Source organism: Ruegeria arenilitoris (assembly GCF_013032445.1).
Classification (GTDB): Bacteria; Pseudomonadota; Alphaproteobacteria; order Rhodobacterales; family Rhodobacteraceae; genus Ruegeria; species Ruegeria arenilitoris_F.
This window is the reverse complement of sequence record NZ_WQCA01000012.1, coordinates 74187-89463: the sequence shown is the minus strand read 5'-3', so window position 1 is coordinate 89463 and position 15277 is coordinate 74187. Positions and strand designations below refer to the sequence as shown.

Genomic DNA, 15277 nt, shown 5'->3' with positions numbered 1-15277 from the left:
GAGATAGGAGGTTTGGTCCGCAAACTCAACGCTATCAATGGAATGCGGCCAAGTTGCGCGGATTTCTTGACCCCGAAGGCATTGACAGGAAAATGGTTTTGGGCGCAACGCTTCGGGTCAAAGGGGGCTCCGGAGCGGGTCCGAATGGTCAAAAGGTACAACCTGCCGATGCTGAGTGTCCTGCGAAATCAAACGTATCGCCACCTGCTGGCGGCACAGCTGGTGGCCCTGACGGGCACCGGGCTGGCGACAGTGGCGCTGGGGCTGCTGGCCTATGATCTGGCCGGCGATGCGGCGGGCATGGTTCTGGGCACGGCCCTGACGATCAAGATGGTCGCCTATGTGATCATCGCCCCCCTTGCTGCGGCCATTGCCGAACGGCTGGACCGCCGCCGAATGCTGGTGGCGCTGGATTTGGTGCGGGCCCTGGTTGCGATCTGTCTGCCATTTGTCACCGAGATCTGGCAGGTCTATGTGCTGATCTTCGTGCTGCAATCGGCCTCGGCCGGGTTCACCCCGGCGTTTCAAGCCACCATTCCGGATGTGTTGACGGACGAGCAGGACTATACCAAGGCCCTGTCCCTGTCGCGGCTGGCCTATGATCTGGAAAGCCTGCTGAGCCCGATGCTGGCCGCCGCGCTGCTGTTGATCGTAAGCTTTGACAGCCTGTTTTGGGGAACCGGGCTGGGGTTCATCGCCTCGGCTCTGCTTGTGGTGTCGGTCGCCTTGCCCTCGCCCAAACCGACAGAGCGCCGGGGTATCTACGACCGGACCACGCGTGGCATCCGCCTGTACCTGAGCACACCGCGCCTGCGGGGCCTGCTGGCACTCAACTGGACGGCGGCAGCGCTCAGCGCAATGGTCATCGTCAACACCGTGGTCATCGTCCGCGCCGATCTGGGCCTGTCCGAAAGCGCGGTGGCCATCGCTCTGGCCGGGTTTGGCGGCGGCTCGATGCTGGCCGCGTTCACCCTTCCCAAGTTGTTGGACACCTACAAGGACCGCAGCGTCATGTTGACCGGAGCCGCGATCGGCACTTTGGCGATGGGGGTAGCGACAGTTTCATTTGCCGTCACGCAAGTCTCGCTGATCGGGCTGACAATACTGTGGGCCTGCATCGGGTTTGGCTATTCCGCAACGCTGACCCCTTCGGGTCGCCTGCTGACCCGCTCGGCCCGCCCCGAGGACAGACCGGCGGTGTTTGCCGCCCAGTTCACGCTGTCCCATGCGTGCTGGCTGGTGCTGTACCCGTTTGCGGGCTGGATGATGACGACGACCAACACCGCAACGACGCTTGCGGTCATGTCTGTAGTCGCATCGCCCGGCCTTGTGGCGGCGGCCCTGATCTGGCCGCGCCCACGTCGGAAAGCTGTTTCAAAAGAACGCTCTGACACGTCTTGAGCCCCCCGCCCTCTGTGCATTACATCTAGGGGATCATGGACCAGCTAGACCGTCGCATCATCGCCGCCCTGCAGCACAACGCCCGCGAGACGACCTCGAAAATCGCGGCGAAATTGGGCGTAGCCCGAACCACCGTGCACGAACGCATTCGCCGGATGGAAGAAAATGGCGTAATCGCCGGATACTCAGTAATCCTGAACAGTTCCGAGGATGCCCCGCGCGTGCAGGTCGTGGTGCTGTTGGAAGTGCAGCAAAAGGAAACCACGCGTATCATCAAACGACTCGAAGCCTACCCCGAGGTCAAACTCTGCCTGTCAATCAATGGCGAGTTCGACCTGCTGCTGTCGGCCGAGGCCCCAAGAATCGAGGATCTGGACATTCTGGTCGACGATCTGGCCAAGATCCCCGGCGTGCTGCGCACCAATACAAGCGTTGTCTTCGGTCGCCGGATCGACCGAAACTAGGTGGCTGATAACCGTCTGTAAACCCAAGCGGGACTAGCTTGGCCGGGACTGATCAGAATCCCGGACCGGCAGAATGCCCCATAGTTTGATCCTTGGCCTGAGTTTCTTTGCGCTGTTTTTGGCGCAACAGGGCTTTGCCATGCCTGATGCCCGCGTCGCGGGGGTGTGCGATTCGGCCGCGCGCCGGGCCGCGCAGTCCGAAGGCGTCCCGCTCGACGTGCTGCGTGCAATCGCCCGGGTCGAAACCGGACGTCTGCAGGACGGACGGCTGGAACCCTGGCCCTGGACCATCAATGTCGAGGGGCAGGGGTATTGGTTCACCTCGGAAATCGAGGCGAAATCCTACGTTTTCAACATCTTCAAGGCAGGCAAACGCAGCTTCGACATCGGCTGTTTCCAGATCAACTACCGCTGGCACGCCAAGGCGTTCCGCTCGATCGACGCCATGTTCGACCCGGATGAAAACGCCACCTATGCCGCGCGGTTCCTGAATGACCTTTATGCCGAGCTCGGCTCGTGGCCTGCTGCCGTCGGGGCCTATCATTCCCGCACGCCATCCTTGGCCCAGGCCTATTCTGGCCGGTTTCAGACCGTGCTGGCACAGCTGGACCAGACACTGCCCGCCGCTCCGGAAGAGGCGTCGCGCGACCCGTTCACCACTGCGGCAACCCCTCTGATCCCGGTCAACCTGCCGCAATCCGGCAGCGTTTTGGGCTCGCTGGCTCCACCCTCCGACACTGCCATCGCGTTTATTTCTTTCAACTAGGAGACCTGCGTGCCCAAGATCGACGCCCGTTCCCTGTTTTCTCCGACCGTGCTGCTGGCGTTGGCGCTGATGACGGTCATCGTGATGATGATCCTGCCCATGCCCGCCTGGGTGCTGGATGTGGGGCTGGCGGCCTCGTTCGCGCTGGCGATCCTGATCTTCACGCTGACGCTGTTCATCGAACGACCACTGGATTTCTCGTCCTTCCCGACGATCCTGCTGGCCTCGCTGATGTTGCGGCTGTCGCTGAACGTGTCCTCAACCAAGCTGATCATCGGAGAGGGGCATACCGGCCCCAACGCCGCCGGCGACGTGATCGAGGGGTTTGCCGATTTCGTCATGGGCGGCAGTATTTTCTTGGGTCTGGTGGTGTTCGGCGTGCTGCTGATCGTGAATTTCATGGTCATCACCAAGGGTGCCGCGCGGATGGCCGAGGTCGGCGCGCGTTTTGCACTGGATGGGATGCCGGGCAAGCAGCTGGCCATCGACAGCGACATGTCCGCCGGGGCCATCGACCACCAGCAAGCCAAGGAACGGCGCGAGCGCGAACAGCAGGAGACCACTTTCTTCGGTTCACTCGATGGCGCATCGAAATTCGTCAAAGGCGATGCAGTTGCCGGTCTGCTGATCACACTGTTGAACCTCGTGATGGGTCTGATCATGGGCGTGATTGTACACGGGATGCCGATTTCTGCGGCGTTCGCGACCTATGCCATCCTGACCGTCGGCGATGGGCTGGTGTCGCAAATCCCGGCGGTGATCATCTCCATCGCCTCGGCCCTGCTGCTGGCGCGCGGCGGCACGCAGGGGGCCACCGACAACGCGATTTTCTCACAACTGGGCAAGCATCCGGCAGCGCTGGGGACGGTCGCGATCCTGATGGTGCTGTTTGCGCTGGTCCCCGGCCTGCCGTTTTTGCCCTTCATTCTGGGCGCTGGTGTGCTGGGCTATGCCGCCTTCAACGTGCATCGCAAACAAAAGGCCGAGGAAGAGGCCGCATTGAACCCGGCGCCACAGGATAAAACGCCAGTCTCGCAGGCAATCGGCGACATTCTGGATCTGGACGACGTGCATCTGGAGTTCGCCCCCGATCTGGTCAGCATGGTCCTGAACCCCGGCACCGGTCTGGACGCGCGAATTGCCAATATGCGGACTTATGTGGCCTCAAGCTTTGGGCTGATCCTGCCCGATATCCGCCTGACCGACCGCGCTGATCTGCCTATGGGTACCTACGTGGTCAAGGTGCAGGGGGTGGAACAGGCGCGCGGTGTTCTGAACCCCGATCTGGTGTTGGCGCTGGTGCAGGATGACCGCGATATGCTTCCCGAAGGCAATGACGTGACCGAGCCCGTCTATGGCGCCCCGGCCCGCTGGATTCTGCCCAAGGATCAGGAGGCCGCGGCGATGAGCGGAGCCACGATTGTCTCTCCACCCGAGATTCTGGCCACGCATCTGCTGGAGATTATCAAACAGAACTTCTCGCGCCTGCTGACGCTGAAATCCCTGCGCCGCTTGTTGTCCGAGATGACGCGCCTCAGCGATCCGGTCCGGGCCGAGGCCAACCGCAAGCTTTTGGACGAGCTGATCCCCGACAAGGTGCCGATCGATACGCTGCACGCAGTGCTGCGGCTTTTGCTGGACGAACGTGTCTCGATCCGCAACATGGCGCTTATTCTGGAAAGCGTGGCCGAGGCGCGCCTGACCACCACCCAGCCCGAGGGCATCTGCGAGCTGGTCCGGCAACGGCTGGGCTTCCAACTGGTGGCCGAGATGAAACGCGAGGATGGCTCGATCCCCCTGATCCAGCTGGCCCCGGAATGGGAGGACACCTTCGCCACCTACCAAATCGACGCGCCAAATGCCGGGTTGGACGTGGCGCTGCCGCCGAACCTGTTCAACAAGCTGGCCGATGGGGTGGTTGGCAGTGTGGCACAATCCGCCGATCACGGGGTGTTTCCGGCCGTGGTCACCTCAACCCGACGACGCAGGTTACTGCGCACCATCATGCACGCGCGCGGCATCGCCAACCCGGTTCTGTCCTTCGAGGAAATCGGGCTTGAGGCGCGCCCTGCGCTGGTTGGAACAGTGCCCGCGTGATCGCGCTGCCGCCAGAACTTCTGCCCCAGTTGGGCGAGGGTCTGTGGCACCTGTTTGCCGTCTTTCTACGCGTCTCAGCCATGGTCTCATTGTTACCGGCCTTCGGGGAACGCAGCATCCCGACCCGCGCCAAACTTGGCATCGCGGTAGCGTTTACGCTGATTGTGGCGCCAGCGATACAGGCTGCGGGCGCTGCGCCTGACCTGTTTCCGCTGGCGCGGATGATCGTGGTTGAGGCCCTGATCGGAGTAGTACTGGGGCTGGGCCTGCGCCTGTTCGTACTCGCCCTGCAAACGGCTGGATCGATTGCGGCGCAGGCGACCTCATTGTCTCAGATCCTGGGCGGAGCGGCAGCCGATCCGGTCCCTGCAATGGGGTATCTGCTGACCTTGGCGGGATTGGCTTTGGCGGTGCTATTGGGTCTGCATATCCGCGTCGCGCAGTTTCTGATCCAGAGCTATACCCTGTTTCCGATGGGCACCGCGCCGATGGCGCCAGACCTGTCGCAATGGGGCGTGCAGCAGATCGCACGCAGCTTTGGTACGGCCTTTGCGTTGGCCATGCCCTTTGTCATCGCCTCGCTGATCTACAACCTCGCGCTGGGTGTCATCAATCGTGCGATGCCGCAGCTGATGGTGGCCTTTGTCGGCGCCCCCGCCATCACCTTTGCAGGGCTGTTCCTACTGTTTGCAGGCACCCCTCTGATCCTGTCAGTTTGGTCCGAAGCCCTGTTCGCCTTCATGGTAAACCCGCTTGAGGGCACACGATGAGCGGATCGGATGACGACAGTGACAAGTCCTATGAGCCGACGCCGCAGAAACTGCAGAAGGCGCGGGAAAAGGGTGAGGTCGCCAAATCCAACGACCTTTCCGTTGTGGCTGCCTATACCGGGTTTCTCGTCGCGTTGTTTGCAGCCGGTCAGTTTGGCGTGCAGCATATGGGGTCCCTGTTTGTCGTCCTGATCGATCAGGCGGATACACTTGCCCCATTAGTGACCGACGGCCCAGCGGCAACCCCGGTTGGCGGGATGCTAAAAACCGCCTTGCTGTCCGTCTCGATCCTGTTTGCCCTGCCCGCCTGTGCTGTTCTGCTCAGCCTGATCGCCCAGCGCGCGCTGATCTTTGCGCCCAGTAAGCTGAAACCGAAACTGTCCCGTATCTCGCTCTTTTCCAACGCCAAAAACAAATTCGGTCGCGGCGGCCTGTTCGAATTTGCCAAGAGCTTTGTGAAACTGGTGATCTACGGCACTTGTCTGGCGCTATTCCTGCGTTCGAACCTGAGCGAAATCCTGTCGGCCAGCACTGCCCCCGCGCGATCCTCGGTGATGTTGATGATGAACCTGCTGTTTCGCTTCCTGTTCATCGTCATCGCCGTGGCCCTGGCGATCGGGGTGGTGGATTACCTGTGGCAATATGCCGAACACATGCGCAAGAACCGAATGTCGCGAAAGGAAATCCAGGACGAAACCAAAGACGCCGAGGGCGATCCGCATGTAAAACAGCAACGCCGCCAGCGGGCGCAGGATATCGCGGCAAACCAGATGATGTCGGATGTGCCATCGGCGGATGTGGTGATCGTCAACCCAACCCACTATGCGGTGGCACTGAAATGGGCTCGGACGGCGGGCTCGGCTCCGGTTTGTGTGGCCAAGGGCGTCGACGAGGTCGCTGCGGCGATCCGCGCACGCGCCGCCGAATCCGGTTTGCCCATACACTCCGATCCACCCACCGCGCGCGCGCTTCATGCAGCCGTCGAGATCGGTCAGGAAATTACCGAAGAACACTATCGTCCCGTGGCCGCCGCAATCCGGTTTGCCGAGGCGATGCGCAAGCGGGCAAAGGAACAGATCAGATGAAACAGGACGGGTTTTTAGACCTCGAAAAAGTCACGGAAGTGGCGTTTCAAAAGGAATACAACGCCCTACGCCCGCTGATCGAAGCCGAGGCGCAGGTGCAGCAACAACTGGCGCGATTAGATGCTCAGGTTCAGCAAACCCGCCGGGACAGTGCTTCAGCCGAAGGGTATCGCGTCACGGGCACGGACGTTTTGTGGAATGGATGGGAATCGGCCACGCGCCGCCAGCTAAACATGGAGCTCGCCCGGCTGCGGGCACAAAAGCTGACGGCGATGGAGGCGTTGCGCACGGCGTTTGGCCGTCAGCAGGCTGTTACGAACCTGTCGGCGGCACAGAAATCGGCACGCAAACACGCGTTGAACAAGAAGCTGTCCGTTTAACCGGCTTCGGCTGCGCCGCCCGGTTCAAACATCCTGACGGCTGACACTCATGATCAGAACCTGCGAGACGTCATCCCCCAGATCACGGCGCGCTGTCTCAAGCAGGGCTTTGCGCAACACTTTAAGATTATCGGATTCGGTGAAGGCGCCATCGAAACCCCCGGTGTTGGCGTGATCGAACATGACCTGAAGGAACCCGTCGCGCAGCTTTGGCTCGACCGCGTAAAAGGCCTCGGTCATACCGGGGGTGATCTCAAGGCTCAGCGACATGGTGACCAGCGCTTCGATGCGTTCTGAATCAACGACCGGCACCACGAATTGCTTGGTCAGCTTGAGGTATTCATAGTCGCTTGGCTTGTTCTTTTTTCCTGTCTTGTCGTCCTGGGCTTTTGCGGAATTCTCCTTGGACTTTTCCGCCTTTACCTGTTTGGCGGCCTCTTTAAACCCTGACGGTGCCAACATGACGCCTGCCCCTACACCGGCCCCAAGGCCGACCAGCAAAAAGATGACGGGCAACAGTTTCTTCATCATATCTGCTCCTCAATACGGCAGTACGGCATCGAGAACCTGCTGACCGTATCGCGGCTGCTGCACGTCGGTGATCTGTCCGCGACCGCCATAAGACACGCGGGCCGAGGCGATTTTGTCATAGGTGATCTCATTCTGGCGCGAGATATCCTGCGGCCGCACATAGCCCGCAACCAACAGCTCGCGCAGCTCGAAATTCACGCGTAATTCCTGTGAGCCCGAGATCGACAGAACACCGTTCGGCAGCACATCGATCACGGTGGCGGCGACACGCAGGGTCAGCTTCTCTTTGCGTTTCACTGATCCTTCGCCGGTGCTTTCCGAAGAGGACTCGATCTCGACCGCATCAGCAAGCGACGCACCCTCTGGCAGATGTTTGGCCGCGCGTTGTGGCAGACCAAAAAGACCATCTATTCCCAGACTGTCCGAAGCAGAGCGCGACCGTTCCGTGTCATTCGAAAACTCGGCTTTCTCGTCCAGTTCAATTACGACCGTCAGGATGTCACCTTTCTTGATCGCCCGCTGATCACCCAACAACGATTGCTGACCACCGCTCCATAACGAAGACTGGTCAACGTTACGCTGCGGTTGCGTGTGCAGCGGCAAGCCCGGCCACAGCATTGCAACATGTTCAGGCGAGTCCTCATTCGGTGTGAAACTGGGTGGCTTACCCAAATGATCCACCCGACCGCAGGCCGACAGGGCAAGCACTGTAAACAACAGAGATTTCGAAAGTCCTGACATCATTTCACCTCGATTTGGCCGTCGGGCCGGATAAGACCGGTCACGGTCGTGCGGGAGGACAAGTTCATCACCCGGATGCGTTCCCCGGCGGCGCCGCGCCCCAGCGCGCGGCCTTCCGCGGTGATCGACAGCGGTTTGCGGTCAAAGATCAGCACAACCAGATCGTTGCGATCCACCAGCGCCGGCGCGCCGATATCTCCGGCGCGGATTGGGCGCCCGGGGTAGAGCGCGACACGGGCCTCTTGCCCAATCAGAAATTTGGGATCGGTCATCGCCTCGGGCACTTGCTGCGCCTTGATTTCAAGATCGGTCGCCGAGATGATTTCCTTGGCACGGATGGTGCGGGTCGGCACGACAATGTCAGCGTGCACAAATACCGGCATCAGCAGCCCCACAATTAGGATCAGGGCCCGCATCACCGCACCTGTGTGGTTGCGCCCATCATCTGATCGACGGCGGAAATGACCCGGGCGTTCATCTCATATCCGCGCTGCGCCTCGATTAGTTCGGTCACCTCGCGGATTGCGTCGACCGAGCTGTCCTCAAGATAGCCCTGCCGCAAGGTGCCCAGCCCGTCCTCGCCCGGGGTGCCAACCACCGGTGCGCCGGACGCTTCGGTTTCCTTGAACAGGTTGCTGCCGATCGCCTCGAGCCCTTTGGCACTCGAGAAACTGGCCAGCGTAATTTCTCCCAACAACTGCCCCTCGGGCGCATCGTCGAAATAGGCATAGACCTCGCCCGAAGCGTTGATCGAGATCGAATGCGCATCGTCGGGAATGGTGATCTCGGGTGCGACCGCGTACCCATCGGACGTGACGATCAGCCCTTCGGCCGAGCGTTTCAGGCTGCCATCGCGGGTAAAGCCGGACTGACCGTTGGTTAGCGTCACCTCAAGATAACCGCGGCCTTCGATGGCGACGTCCAGATCATTGCCGGTGGCCGACAACCCGCCCTGCGCCAGCTGCACGGTGACAGCCGCCGGACGAACGCCCAGACCCAGCTGAATACCGGTGGGCAGAACCGTGCCGTCATTGGCGTTCACCGTCCCTGCCCGCGCCATCTGTTGATAGTGCAAATCCGCGAACTCGGCCCGGCGCGCGTTGTAGCCGGTGGTGTTCGTGTTCGCCAGGTTGTTCGAGATCGTCTCGACCCGCATCTGCTGCGCGGTCATGCCCGTTGCTGCAATTTTCAAAGCCCGCATGTTGAAATCTCCTTTTCACAAATCAGCGCATTATCGCCTTCAGCGCCTCGCGCACACGTTCGTCTTCGGTTTCCAGAAAGCTCTGCCCCAGTTCATAGGCGCGCTGGATTTCTACCAACCGGGTCACCTGATGAACCGCGTTAACGTTGGACCCTTCGAGGAACCGATGCACAACAACCGGGTTTTCAACCGGTTCAATCTCACCTTCGGCACGGAATTGCGTGCTGCCCTCACGCACCAGCATGCTGGGATCGGCCACGCGGTAGACACCAATCTGCCCCAAAAACTGCCCTTCGATACTAAGCGTTCCATCGCTGCCCACATCGATCGAGGCCGCGTCCGGAGGGATGAAAACAGGCGCGCCGTTCGCGTCCAGCACCCGGTGGCCGTCCATCGTAACCAGATCGCCCTCGGCGCTAGGGGAAAAGGCCCCTGCCCTTGTCAAACGATTGCCGGACGCGGTTTCAACCATGAAAAACCCGTCGCCTTCGATGGCAAAATCAAACTGGCCTCCGGTTTCAGTCAGAAGGCCCTGCTGCAGCGAGGTATTTCGCGTCTCGGCCCGCGCCATCGACAGCGAGGGGTTGCCCGGCATGTCGCGGACGAATTCGGAAAACACCAGGCCCTGCGCGCGGTATCCGGTGGTGTTGGCATTGGCGATATTGTTCGCCACCAGCCGCATTTCATTCATCAGTCCGGACTGGCGGGACAGGGTGACATAGGCGGTATCCATCAGCGGCCTCCTGCAATCAGTGGGATGAGGGTTGTGGTGAAGAACGTCACCAGCGTCTGGGTCATGAAGCCCATTGAAATCCAGAACACGATGACGATGGCGATCAGCTTGGGCACGAAGGTCAGCGTCATCTCCTGCACCGAGGTCAGCGCCTGGAACAGGCCGACGATCAGGCCCGATACCAGCGCCACCGCCAGGATCGGGACCGAGGTGATCACCGCGACCCACAGAGCCTGACGCACGATGTCATAGAAGAGACCTTCGCTCAGCATCTCGTCAGACCGGCATCCGCAGGATTTCCTGATAGGCCTCGACCACCTTGTCGCGCACGACCACGGCCGTTTCCACCGCCAATTCGGTCTGCGCCAACGCCTGAACCAGCGCGTGTGGGTCAGCCTGTCCGGTCATGGCGGCCTGAGAAACTTGCTCGCTCTGTTTTAGCGTTGCGGCAAAGTCCTGAAACGTGTTGCGCAGCCCCTGCGCCGGTCCGGCGTGATTTGGATCGGCCTGCGTGGCCGGGCGCGCAACTGCATAGTTCTGGGCTGCGGTCAGGGATCGGATATCCATTCTGGTGTCCTTTTATCTTCTGAGGAGTTCCATCAGGCTCGACGACATCTGGCGTGTCTGGTCGAACATCTTGAGATTGGCTTCGTAGCTGCGCTGCGCTTCACGGGCGTCGGCGATCTCGATCATCAGATCGACATTCGAGCCACGATAGTGACCGGTTTCATCCGCCATCGGGTGGCCGGGGTCATAGATACGTGTCCCGTCACGGCGGTCCAGCTTGACGCGCCCGGCCTCCACCAATTCGCGCCCGTCTTTCTGCACCGTCTCGAACGGCACGGTCTTGCGGCGATAGCCCGGCGTGTCGGCGTTCGAAATATTCTCGGACACGTGCCGCAGGCGCGATGATTGCGCGCGCAGGGCGCTGGTCGAGGCGGCGAGGGAATGGGAAAAATCACTCATGTCTTAGCCACCTTATGACCGACCAATACTGCTGCGTAGAATGTTCATCGAGGATTTGTAGATGGTCAGCGCGCGATCATGCTGACGCTTGACCTCAACGGCTTTGAACATCTCTTCCTCAACAGACACGCCGTTGCCATTGGGGTCGCCCGAGGGCGCGACCTCATATTCGGCCCAGGGTTGCGGGCCAGATGCACCGTTCAGGTGACCAGCCCGTGTGGCGGTCATGGCGACCTCACGGTCCGAGTTTTCGAATGCTTTTTGAAAGGCCTCGATATCGCGGGGCTGGTAACCCGGCGTATCCGCATTGGCCATGTTGCGCGCGATAACGGCCTGCCGTTGTCCGGCATGAGTTGCCATTGCGTGCGCTGTCTTAAAGACGTTCAGGTCATAGAACATCGGGGCTTCTCCCTCGATCAATTTCAATCAAGGCTTAACCCCGATTCCTTTAGAAAGCGTTTTCAGAAACCCGTTGGAGAACCCACGATGTCCGATCTCGACCCGATGCTTCTTAAATGCGAATTCGACCGCCTGTCCGCCTTGCGCCATATGGGCCGCGTGTCCGGCGTGGCGCGTGGGGTCATTGAAATACAAGGGCTTGAGGGGCAGGCGCGGATCGGCGATCACCTGACCCTGCGGCGGCGCAGCGGGCCGGATCTGCCGGGCGAAGTGCTGCATGTCGAATCGGACGTGATTCACATGATGCCGATCGCCGCGCCGGATGGGGTCTGCCTGGGCGACCGGGTGATTCTGGATCAGACACCCGCTTTTGCGCCGGGGATGCACTGGTTGGGGCGGGTAGTAGATCCGTTCGGCAAACCGTTGGACGGGAAGCCTTTGCTGTCGGGCACGCAGGAACAGGACATCATGCGGGCACCGCCCCCGGCCGTGAACCGCAAACCGCTGGGCGAGCGGATGGAGACAGGGCTGGCCATGCTCAACACCATGCTGCCTGTGGTGCAGGGTCAGCGGATCGGTCTGTTCGCCGGATCGGGAGTGGGCAAGTCCACCTTGCTGGCAACCTTGGCCAAGTCGATGCAGGCGCATGCGGTGGTGGTCGCGCTGGTCGGCGAACGCGGGCGCGAAGTGAACGAATTTGTCGAACAAGCTCTGGGCGCCGAGGGGATGAAACGTTCGGTCGTTGTGGCGGCGACGTCCGACCAGTCGGCATTGGCACGCAGACGCTGCGCGTGGTCGGCGATGTCGGTGGCGGAGCATCTGCGCGACCAAGGGCTGAACGTGCTGTTTCTAGCCGATTCGGTGGCCCGCTTTGCCGAGGCGCATCGCGAGATCGCCGTTGCGATGGGAGAAGCGCCCTCGCTGCGCGGCTTTCCCCCGTCGGTCACGCCGCTGATTGCCGGGCTCTGCGAACGCGCCGGTCCTGGCACCGCAGATCAGGGCGACATAACCGCCGTGTTCAGCGTTCTGGTCGCCGGGTCGGATATGGACGAACCCGTCGCGGATATCTTGCGCGGCGTGTTGGACGGGCACATTGTACTCAGCCGCGACATTGCCGAACGCGGGCGGTTCCCGGCCATCGACCTCAGCCGCTCGGTCTCACGCAGCCTGCCGGGTGCGGCGACGCCGGAAGAAAACCAGATGATCTCGGAAATCCGCAAACTGGTTGGCAGTTATGAGCAGTCAGAGGTGATGATCAAAGCGGGGCTTTATACCGAGGGCGCGGACCCGCTGCTTGATCAGGCCGTGCGCGTGCACGAGGAACTGGACGTTTTCTTTGGCAAGGCTGAGCCGGACGGCATCAAGAACAGCTTCAACCACTTGCAACTGATCCTGCGACGGGCCAGAGCAAACGTGTCGCGCTAAAGAAGTCCGAAAAGTTTTAAGTGTTAAGCCCACCTTAAGACCTGCCCGGCTACGCCTGTAGTCGGGTGAATAAAAGGTGGTGGAGATGGGTGCGCAATCCAATGCGGTGCCAATCATCGTCAAGAAGAAACGTGTGTCAGGTGGCGATGGCCACCACGGTGGCGCGTGGAAGGTCGCATATGCCGACTTTGTCACGGCCATGATGGCGTTCTTCATGTTGATGTGGCTGCTGAACGCAACGACTGAGAAACAACGCAAAGGGCTGGCGGATTACTTCTCGCCGACGATTCCGGTGAATCCGGTCTCGGGCGGCGGTGACGGCGCTTTTGGCGGCAACAACATGTTTTCCGAAAAGACCATGGTGATGGATGGCTCGGGGGCGGCCAAACGGCATCCCACAGTCGCCCGGCAAGCGCGCGGGTCGATCGGGGTGAACCCGGATGGCGGCAAGGAAGTGTCCGACGATTTCTCGACGCTCGAGGCACAACTATTGGGGCATACCGGGGAAAGCATGGTTTCGGACAAGTTGCTAAAACACATCGTCACGCGCGTCACCGACAAGGGTCTGGTGGTCGAGTTGTTCGATACCGAGGATCAGCCGCTGTTCGAATCGGGCACAGATGAACCGACCCCGATGATGCGAGCGCTGGCACTGCTGGTGACACGTTCTTCGGATCTGGTGACCAATGACGTGGCGGTCGAAGGCCATGTCAGCGCCTCGCCGGTGGTTCTGGCGCGTGATCCGTCCTGGGATATCTCGACCTCACGCGCACAGGTGGTGCGGCAACTGCTTGAAGATAAGGGGTTTGCGACTTCGCGACTGGATCGCGTGACCGGTCGCGCCGACCGGGAATTGTCAGATGAAAACCCGATGGCCGTGCGTAACAACCGAATCGAGATCATTTTCCTGCGCGAGACCTGACGATCACAGGATAGACGGCATTTTACCTGTTAGCGCGCTGTTAAGGGGCAGTGCGTTAGCTGTTGCATCAAGATTGACGCAACAGAAGGGCGTGCCAATGACGATTTCCTCCTCGCTGAATGCCGGTGTGGCCTCATTGAAGGCCAACGCCAACCGGCTGGCCACCATTTCGGACAATATCGCGAACTCTTCGACCTTCGGCTACAAGCGGGTCGAAACGGATTTTCATTCGATGGTCACGTCGGGCCAGGGCGGCAGTTATTCGGCGGGCGGGGTCAGAACCACCAGTCAGCGGCTGATCGACCAACGCGGATCGCTGGTGACCACCAACAACTCGACCGATCTGGCCGTGCGGGGCCGGGGCATGTTGCCGGTGCGCCCAAGCTCGCAAATCGCGGGCGGATCGAACGAGATGCAGCTGACCACAACCGGATCGTTCCGCACCAATGAAGAAGGGTATCTGGTCACCGAATCCGGCCTTGTCCTGTTGGGCTGGCGTGCAAATCCTGACGGGTCGATTCCGGCAGTGCCGCGGGACACCCCAGCAGCGCTGGAACCCATCCAACTGAGCGTCAATCAACTGTCCGGCGCGCCGACCACGGCAATGAACCTGCGCATGAACCTGCCAGCCACGGCGACCGATGCTGGCGCGCCGGGCGACACCCAGCCTCTGTCTGTTGAGTATTTCGACAACCTGGGCAAATCCGAAAGCGTCGACATCGAGCTGGTACCAACCGTGCCTGCCGTCGGCAGCAGCAATGAATGGACAATGATCCTGCGCGATTCGGCCTCGGGCGGGGCGGTGATCGGGGAATATACCCTGACCTTCACCGACAGCCGGACCGCTGGCGGCACGCTGGCAACTGTCACAACCGTATCCGGAGGGGCCTACGATCCGACCACCGGCAGCCTTGTGGTGAACGTCGCCGGTGGCCCGATGGAGGTCAATATCGGCCAGATCGGCGACGCGGACGGCATCACGCAGCTGTCCGACACCTTCGCGCCGGTTTCGATCACGCGCGACGGCTCGGCCGTGGGTACTATGACCAGCGTTCAGGTCGATGAGAACGGCTATGTTTATGCGTTTTATGATACCGGTATCAGCCGCCGCATGTTTCAGATCCCTTTGGCGGATGTGCCCAATCCCAACGGGTTGAACGCGCTGGACAGCCAGACCTATGCGCCGTCCCGCGAAAGCGGCACCTTCTTCCTGTGGAATGCAGGCGAAGGGCCGACCGGAGACCTTGTCTCCTTCGCGCGCGAGGAATCGACCACCGACATTGCCACCGAGCTGACCTCGCTGATTCAAACCCAACGTGCCTATTCCTCGAGCGCCACAGTGATCCAGACCGTTGACGAGATGCTGCAGGAAACCACCAACATCAAACGCTGATTT

General features: G+C 60.9%; 19 protein-coding genes. 10 read left to right on the top strand and 9 right to left on the bottom strand.

What is annotated here, in order from left to right:
• Positions 1 to 168 precede the first annotated feature (168 nt).
• The 7 genes from GOW98_RS18245 (at position 169) to GOW98_RS18215 (ending at position 6963) form a co-directional block, all read left to right on the top strand.
• Entirely contained in the window at positions 169 to 1401 is a 1233-nt protein-coding gene (locus GOW98_RS18245) for an MFS transporter (RefSeq protein WP_170334820.1), read from the top strand.
• 35 nt (positions 1402 to 1436) lie between these two features.
• Positions 1437 to 1865 (top strand): Lrp/AsnC family transcriptional regulator, encoded by a 429-nt coding sequence (locus tag GOW98_RS18240; RefSeq protein ID WP_170334652.1) that lies wholly within the window; start codon positions 1437 to 1439, stop codon positions 1863 to 1865.
• Between the two features lie 73 nt (positions 1866 to 1938).
• Positions 1939 to 2631, top strand: coding sequence for a lytic transglycosylase domain-containing protein (locus tag GOW98_RS18235; protein WP_437436867.1), 693 nt, complete (start codon positions 1939 to 1941; stop codon positions 2629 to 2631).
• A gap of 69 nt (positions 2632 to 2700) precedes the next feature.
• Positions 2701 to 4728, top strand: a complete 2028-nt coding sequence (gene flhA, locus GOW98_RS18230; RefSeq protein ID WP_217359633.1) for a flagellar biosynthesis protein FlhA — start codon at positions 2701 to 2703, stop codon at positions 4726 to 4728.
• Positions 4725 to 5498: a flagellar biosynthetic protein FliR gene (locus GOW98_RS18225; protein WP_170334648.1), complete on the top strand. Its 774-nt coding sequence runs from the start codon at positions 4725 to 4727 to the stop codon at positions 5496 to 5498. Before flhA ends, GOW98_RS18225 begins: the two co-directional genes overlap by 4 nt.
• Positions 5495 to 6583: an EscU/YscU/HrcU family type III secretion system export apparatus switch protein gene (locus GOW98_RS18220; protein WP_170334646.1), complete on the top strand. Its 1089-nt coding sequence runs from the start codon at positions 5495 to 5497 to the stop codon at positions 6581 to 6583. The genes GOW98_RS18225 and GOW98_RS18220 overlap by 4 nt, the downstream gene beginning before the upstream one ends.
• Positions 6580 to 6963, top strand: coding sequence for a hypothetical protein (locus GOW98_RS18215; RefSeq protein WP_170334644.1), 384 nt, complete (start codon positions 6580 to 6582; stop codon positions 6961 to 6963). The genes GOW98_RS18220 and GOW98_RS18215 overlap by 4 nt, the downstream gene beginning before the upstream one ends.
• A gap of 24 nt (positions 6964 to 6987) precedes the next feature.
• Here GOW98_RS18215 and GOW98_RS18210 read toward each other — a convergent pair whose 3' ends face one another.
• The 9 genes from GOW98_RS18210 to GOW98_RS18170 are packed head-to-tail and all read right to left on the bottom strand — an operon-like array spanning position 6988 to position 11534.
• Positions 6988 to 7494 carry a flagellar basal body-associated protein FliL gene (locus GOW98_RS18210; RefSeq protein WP_170334643.1) on the bottom strand — a complete coding sequence of 169 codons (507 nt, stop codon included), beginning with the start codon at positions 7492 to 7494 and terminating at the stop codon, positions 6988 to 6990.
• Between the two features lie 9 nt (positions 7495 to 7503).
• Positions 7504 to 8235 (bottom strand): flagellar basal body L-ring protein FlgH, encoded by a 732-nt coding sequence (gene flgH / locus GOW98_RS18205; RefSeq protein ID WP_170334642.1) that lies wholly within the window; start codon positions 8233 to 8235, stop codon positions 7504 to 7506.
• Complete coding sequence (gene flgA / locus GOW98_RS18200; RefSeq protein WP_170334641.1) at positions 8235 to 8651, bottom strand: flagellar basal body P-ring formation chaperone FlgA; 417 nt, start codon at positions 8649 to 8651, stop codon at positions 8235 to 8237. Before flgA ends, flgH begins: the two co-directional genes overlap by 1 nt.
• Positions 8651 to 9436, bottom strand: coding sequence for a flagellar basal-body rod protein FlgG (gene flgG / locus GOW98_RS18195; protein WP_170334640.1), 786 nt, complete (start codon positions 9434 to 9436; stop codon positions 8651 to 8653). The genes flgA and flgG overlap by 1 nt, the downstream gene beginning before the upstream one ends.
• Positions 9437 to 9458: 22 nt before the next feature.
• A complete protein-coding gene (locus GOW98_RS18190; protein WP_170334639.1) occupies positions 9459 to 10169 on the bottom strand; it encodes a flagellar hook-basal body complex protein in 711 nt (236 codons plus the stop codon).
• Positions 10169 to 10441 carry a flagellar biosynthetic protein FliQ gene (locus GOW98_RS18185; RefSeq protein WP_058282142.1) on the bottom strand — a complete coding sequence of 91 codons (273 nt, stop codon included), beginning with the start codon at positions 10439 to 10441 and terminating at the stop codon, positions 10169 to 10171. Before GOW98_RS18185 ends, GOW98_RS18190 begins: the two co-directional genes overlap by 1 nt.
• A gap of 4 nt (positions 10442 to 10445) precedes the next feature.
• The gene (fliE, locus tag GOW98_RS18180; RefSeq protein WP_170334638.1) at positions 10446 to 10736 is read right to left on the bottom strand and encodes a flagellar hook-basal body complex protein FliE; all 291 of its coding nucleotides are present in this window, start codon (positions 10734 to 10736) and stop codon (positions 10446 to 10448) included.
• A gap of 12 nt (positions 10737 to 10748) precedes the next feature.
• Positions 10749 to 11135, bottom strand: coding sequence for a flagellar basal body rod protein FlgC (gene flgC, locus GOW98_RS18175; RefSeq protein WP_170334637.1), 387 nt, complete (start codon positions 11133 to 11135; stop codon positions 10749 to 10751).
• A 12-nt stretch (positions 11136 to 11147) separates the two neighbouring features.
• Positions 11148 to 11534, bottom strand: coding sequence for a FlgB family protein (locus tag GOW98_RS18170; RefSeq protein ID WP_170334816.1), 387 nt, complete (start codon positions 11532 to 11534; stop codon positions 11148 to 11150).
• 105 nt (positions 11535 to 11639) lie between these two features.
• Between GOW98_RS18170 and GOW98_RS18165 the strand changes: the two genes are divergently transcribed.
• The 3 genes from GOW98_RS18165 to GOW98_RS18155 all read left to right on the top strand — a co-directional run bounded on the left by GOW98_RS18165 (position 11640) and on the right by GOW98_RS18155 (position 15274).
• Positions 11640 to 12959 (top strand): FliI/YscN family ATPase, encoded by a 1320-nt coding sequence (locus tag GOW98_RS18165; protein ID WP_437436869.1) that lies wholly within the window; start codon positions 11640 to 11642, stop codon positions 12957 to 12959.
• 85 nt (positions 12960 to 13044) lie between these two features.
• The gene (locus GOW98_RS18160; protein ID WP_170334634.1) at positions 13045 to 13881 is read left to right on the top strand and encodes a flagellar motor protein MotB; all 837 of its coding nucleotides are present in this window, start codon (positions 13045 to 13047) and stop codon (positions 13879 to 13881) included.
• 97 nt (positions 13882 to 13978) lie between these two features.
• Positions 13979 to 15274, top strand: a complete 1296-nt coding sequence (locus GOW98_RS18155; RefSeq protein WP_170334632.1) for a flagellar hook protein FlgE — start codon at positions 13979 to 13981, stop codon at positions 15272 to 15274.
• Positions 15275 to 15277 lie beyond the last annotated feature (3 nt).

What these genes read in the sequence shown, in the direction of transcription:
- GOW98_RS18190 (WP_170334639.1), bottom strand. Translation starts at nt 10,169, where the DNA reads ATGGATACCGCCTATGTCACCCTGTCCCGCCAGTCCGGACTGATGAAT.
- GOW98_RS18245 (WP_170334820.1), top strand. Translation starts at nt 169, where the DNA reads ATGCTGAGTGTCCTGCGAAATCAAACGTATCGCCACCTGCTGGCGGCA.
- GOW98_RS18170 (WP_170334816.1), bottom strand. Translation starts at nt 11,534, where the DNA reads ATGTTCTATGACCTGAACGTCTTTAAGACAGCGCACGCAATGGCAACT.
- flgA (WP_170334641.1), bottom strand. Translation starts at nt 8,651, where the DNA reads ATGCGGGCCCTGATCCTAATTGTGGGGCTGCTGATGCCGGTATTTGTG.
- fliE (WP_170334638.1), bottom strand. Translation starts at nt 10,736, where the DNA reads ATGGATATCCGATCCCTGACCGCAGCCCAGAACTATGCAGTTGCGCGC.
- GOW98_RS18210 (WP_170334643.1), bottom strand. Translation starts at nt 7,494, where the DNA reads ATGATGAAGAAACTGTTGCCCGTCATCTTTTTGCTGGTCGGCCTTGGG.
- GOW98_RS18160 (WP_170334634.1), top strand. Translation starts at nt 13,045, where the DNA reads ATGGGTGCGCAATCCAATGCGGTGCCAATCATCGTCAAGAAGAAACGT.
- GOW98_RS18155 (WP_170334632.1), top strand. Translation starts at nt 13,979, where the DNA reads ATGACGATTTCCTCCTCGCTGAATGCCGGTGTGGCCTCATTGAAGGCC.
- GOW98_RS18240 (WP_170334652.1), top strand. Translation starts at nt 1,437, where the DNA reads ATGGACCAGCTAGACCGTCGCATCATCGCCGCCCTGCAGCACAACGCC.
- flgG (WP_170334640.1), bottom strand. Translation starts at nt 9,436, where the DNA reads ATGCGGGCTTTGAAAATTGCAGCAACGGGCATGACCGCGCAGCAGATG.
- GOW98_RS18235 (WP_437436867.1), top strand. Translation starts at nt 1,939, where the DNA reads ATGCCCCATAGTTTGATCCTTGGCCTGAGTTTCTTTGCGCTGTTTTTG.
- GOW98_RS18220 (WP_170334646.1), top strand. Translation starts at nt 5,495, where the DNA reads ATGAGCGGATCGGATGACGACAGTGACAAGTCCTATGAGCCGACGCCG.
- GOW98_RS18165 (WP_437436869.1), top strand. Translation starts at nt 11,640, where the DNA reads ATGCTTCTTAAATGCGAATTCGACCGCCTGTCCGCCTTGCGCCATATG.
- flgC (WP_170334637.1), bottom strand. Translation starts at nt 11,135, where the DNA reads ATGAGTGATTTTTCCCATTCCCTCGCCGCCTCGACCAGCGCCCTGCGC.
- flgH (WP_170334642.1), bottom strand. Translation starts at nt 8,235, where the DNA reads ATGTCAGGACTTTCGAAATCTCTGTTGTTTACAGTGCTTGCCCTGTCG.
- GOW98_RS18215 (WP_170334644.1), top strand. Translation starts at nt 6,580, where the DNA reads ATGAAACAGGACGGGTTTTTAGACCTCGAAAAAGTCACGGAAGTGGCG.
- flhA (WP_217359633.1), top strand. Translation starts at nt 2,701, where the DNA reads ATGACGGTCATCGTGATGATGATCCTGCCCATGCCCGCCTGGGTGCTG.
- GOW98_RS18185 (WP_058282142.1), bottom strand. Translation starts at nt 10,441, where the DNA reads ATGCTGAGCGAAGGTCTCTTCTATGACATCGTGCGTCAGGCTCTGTGG.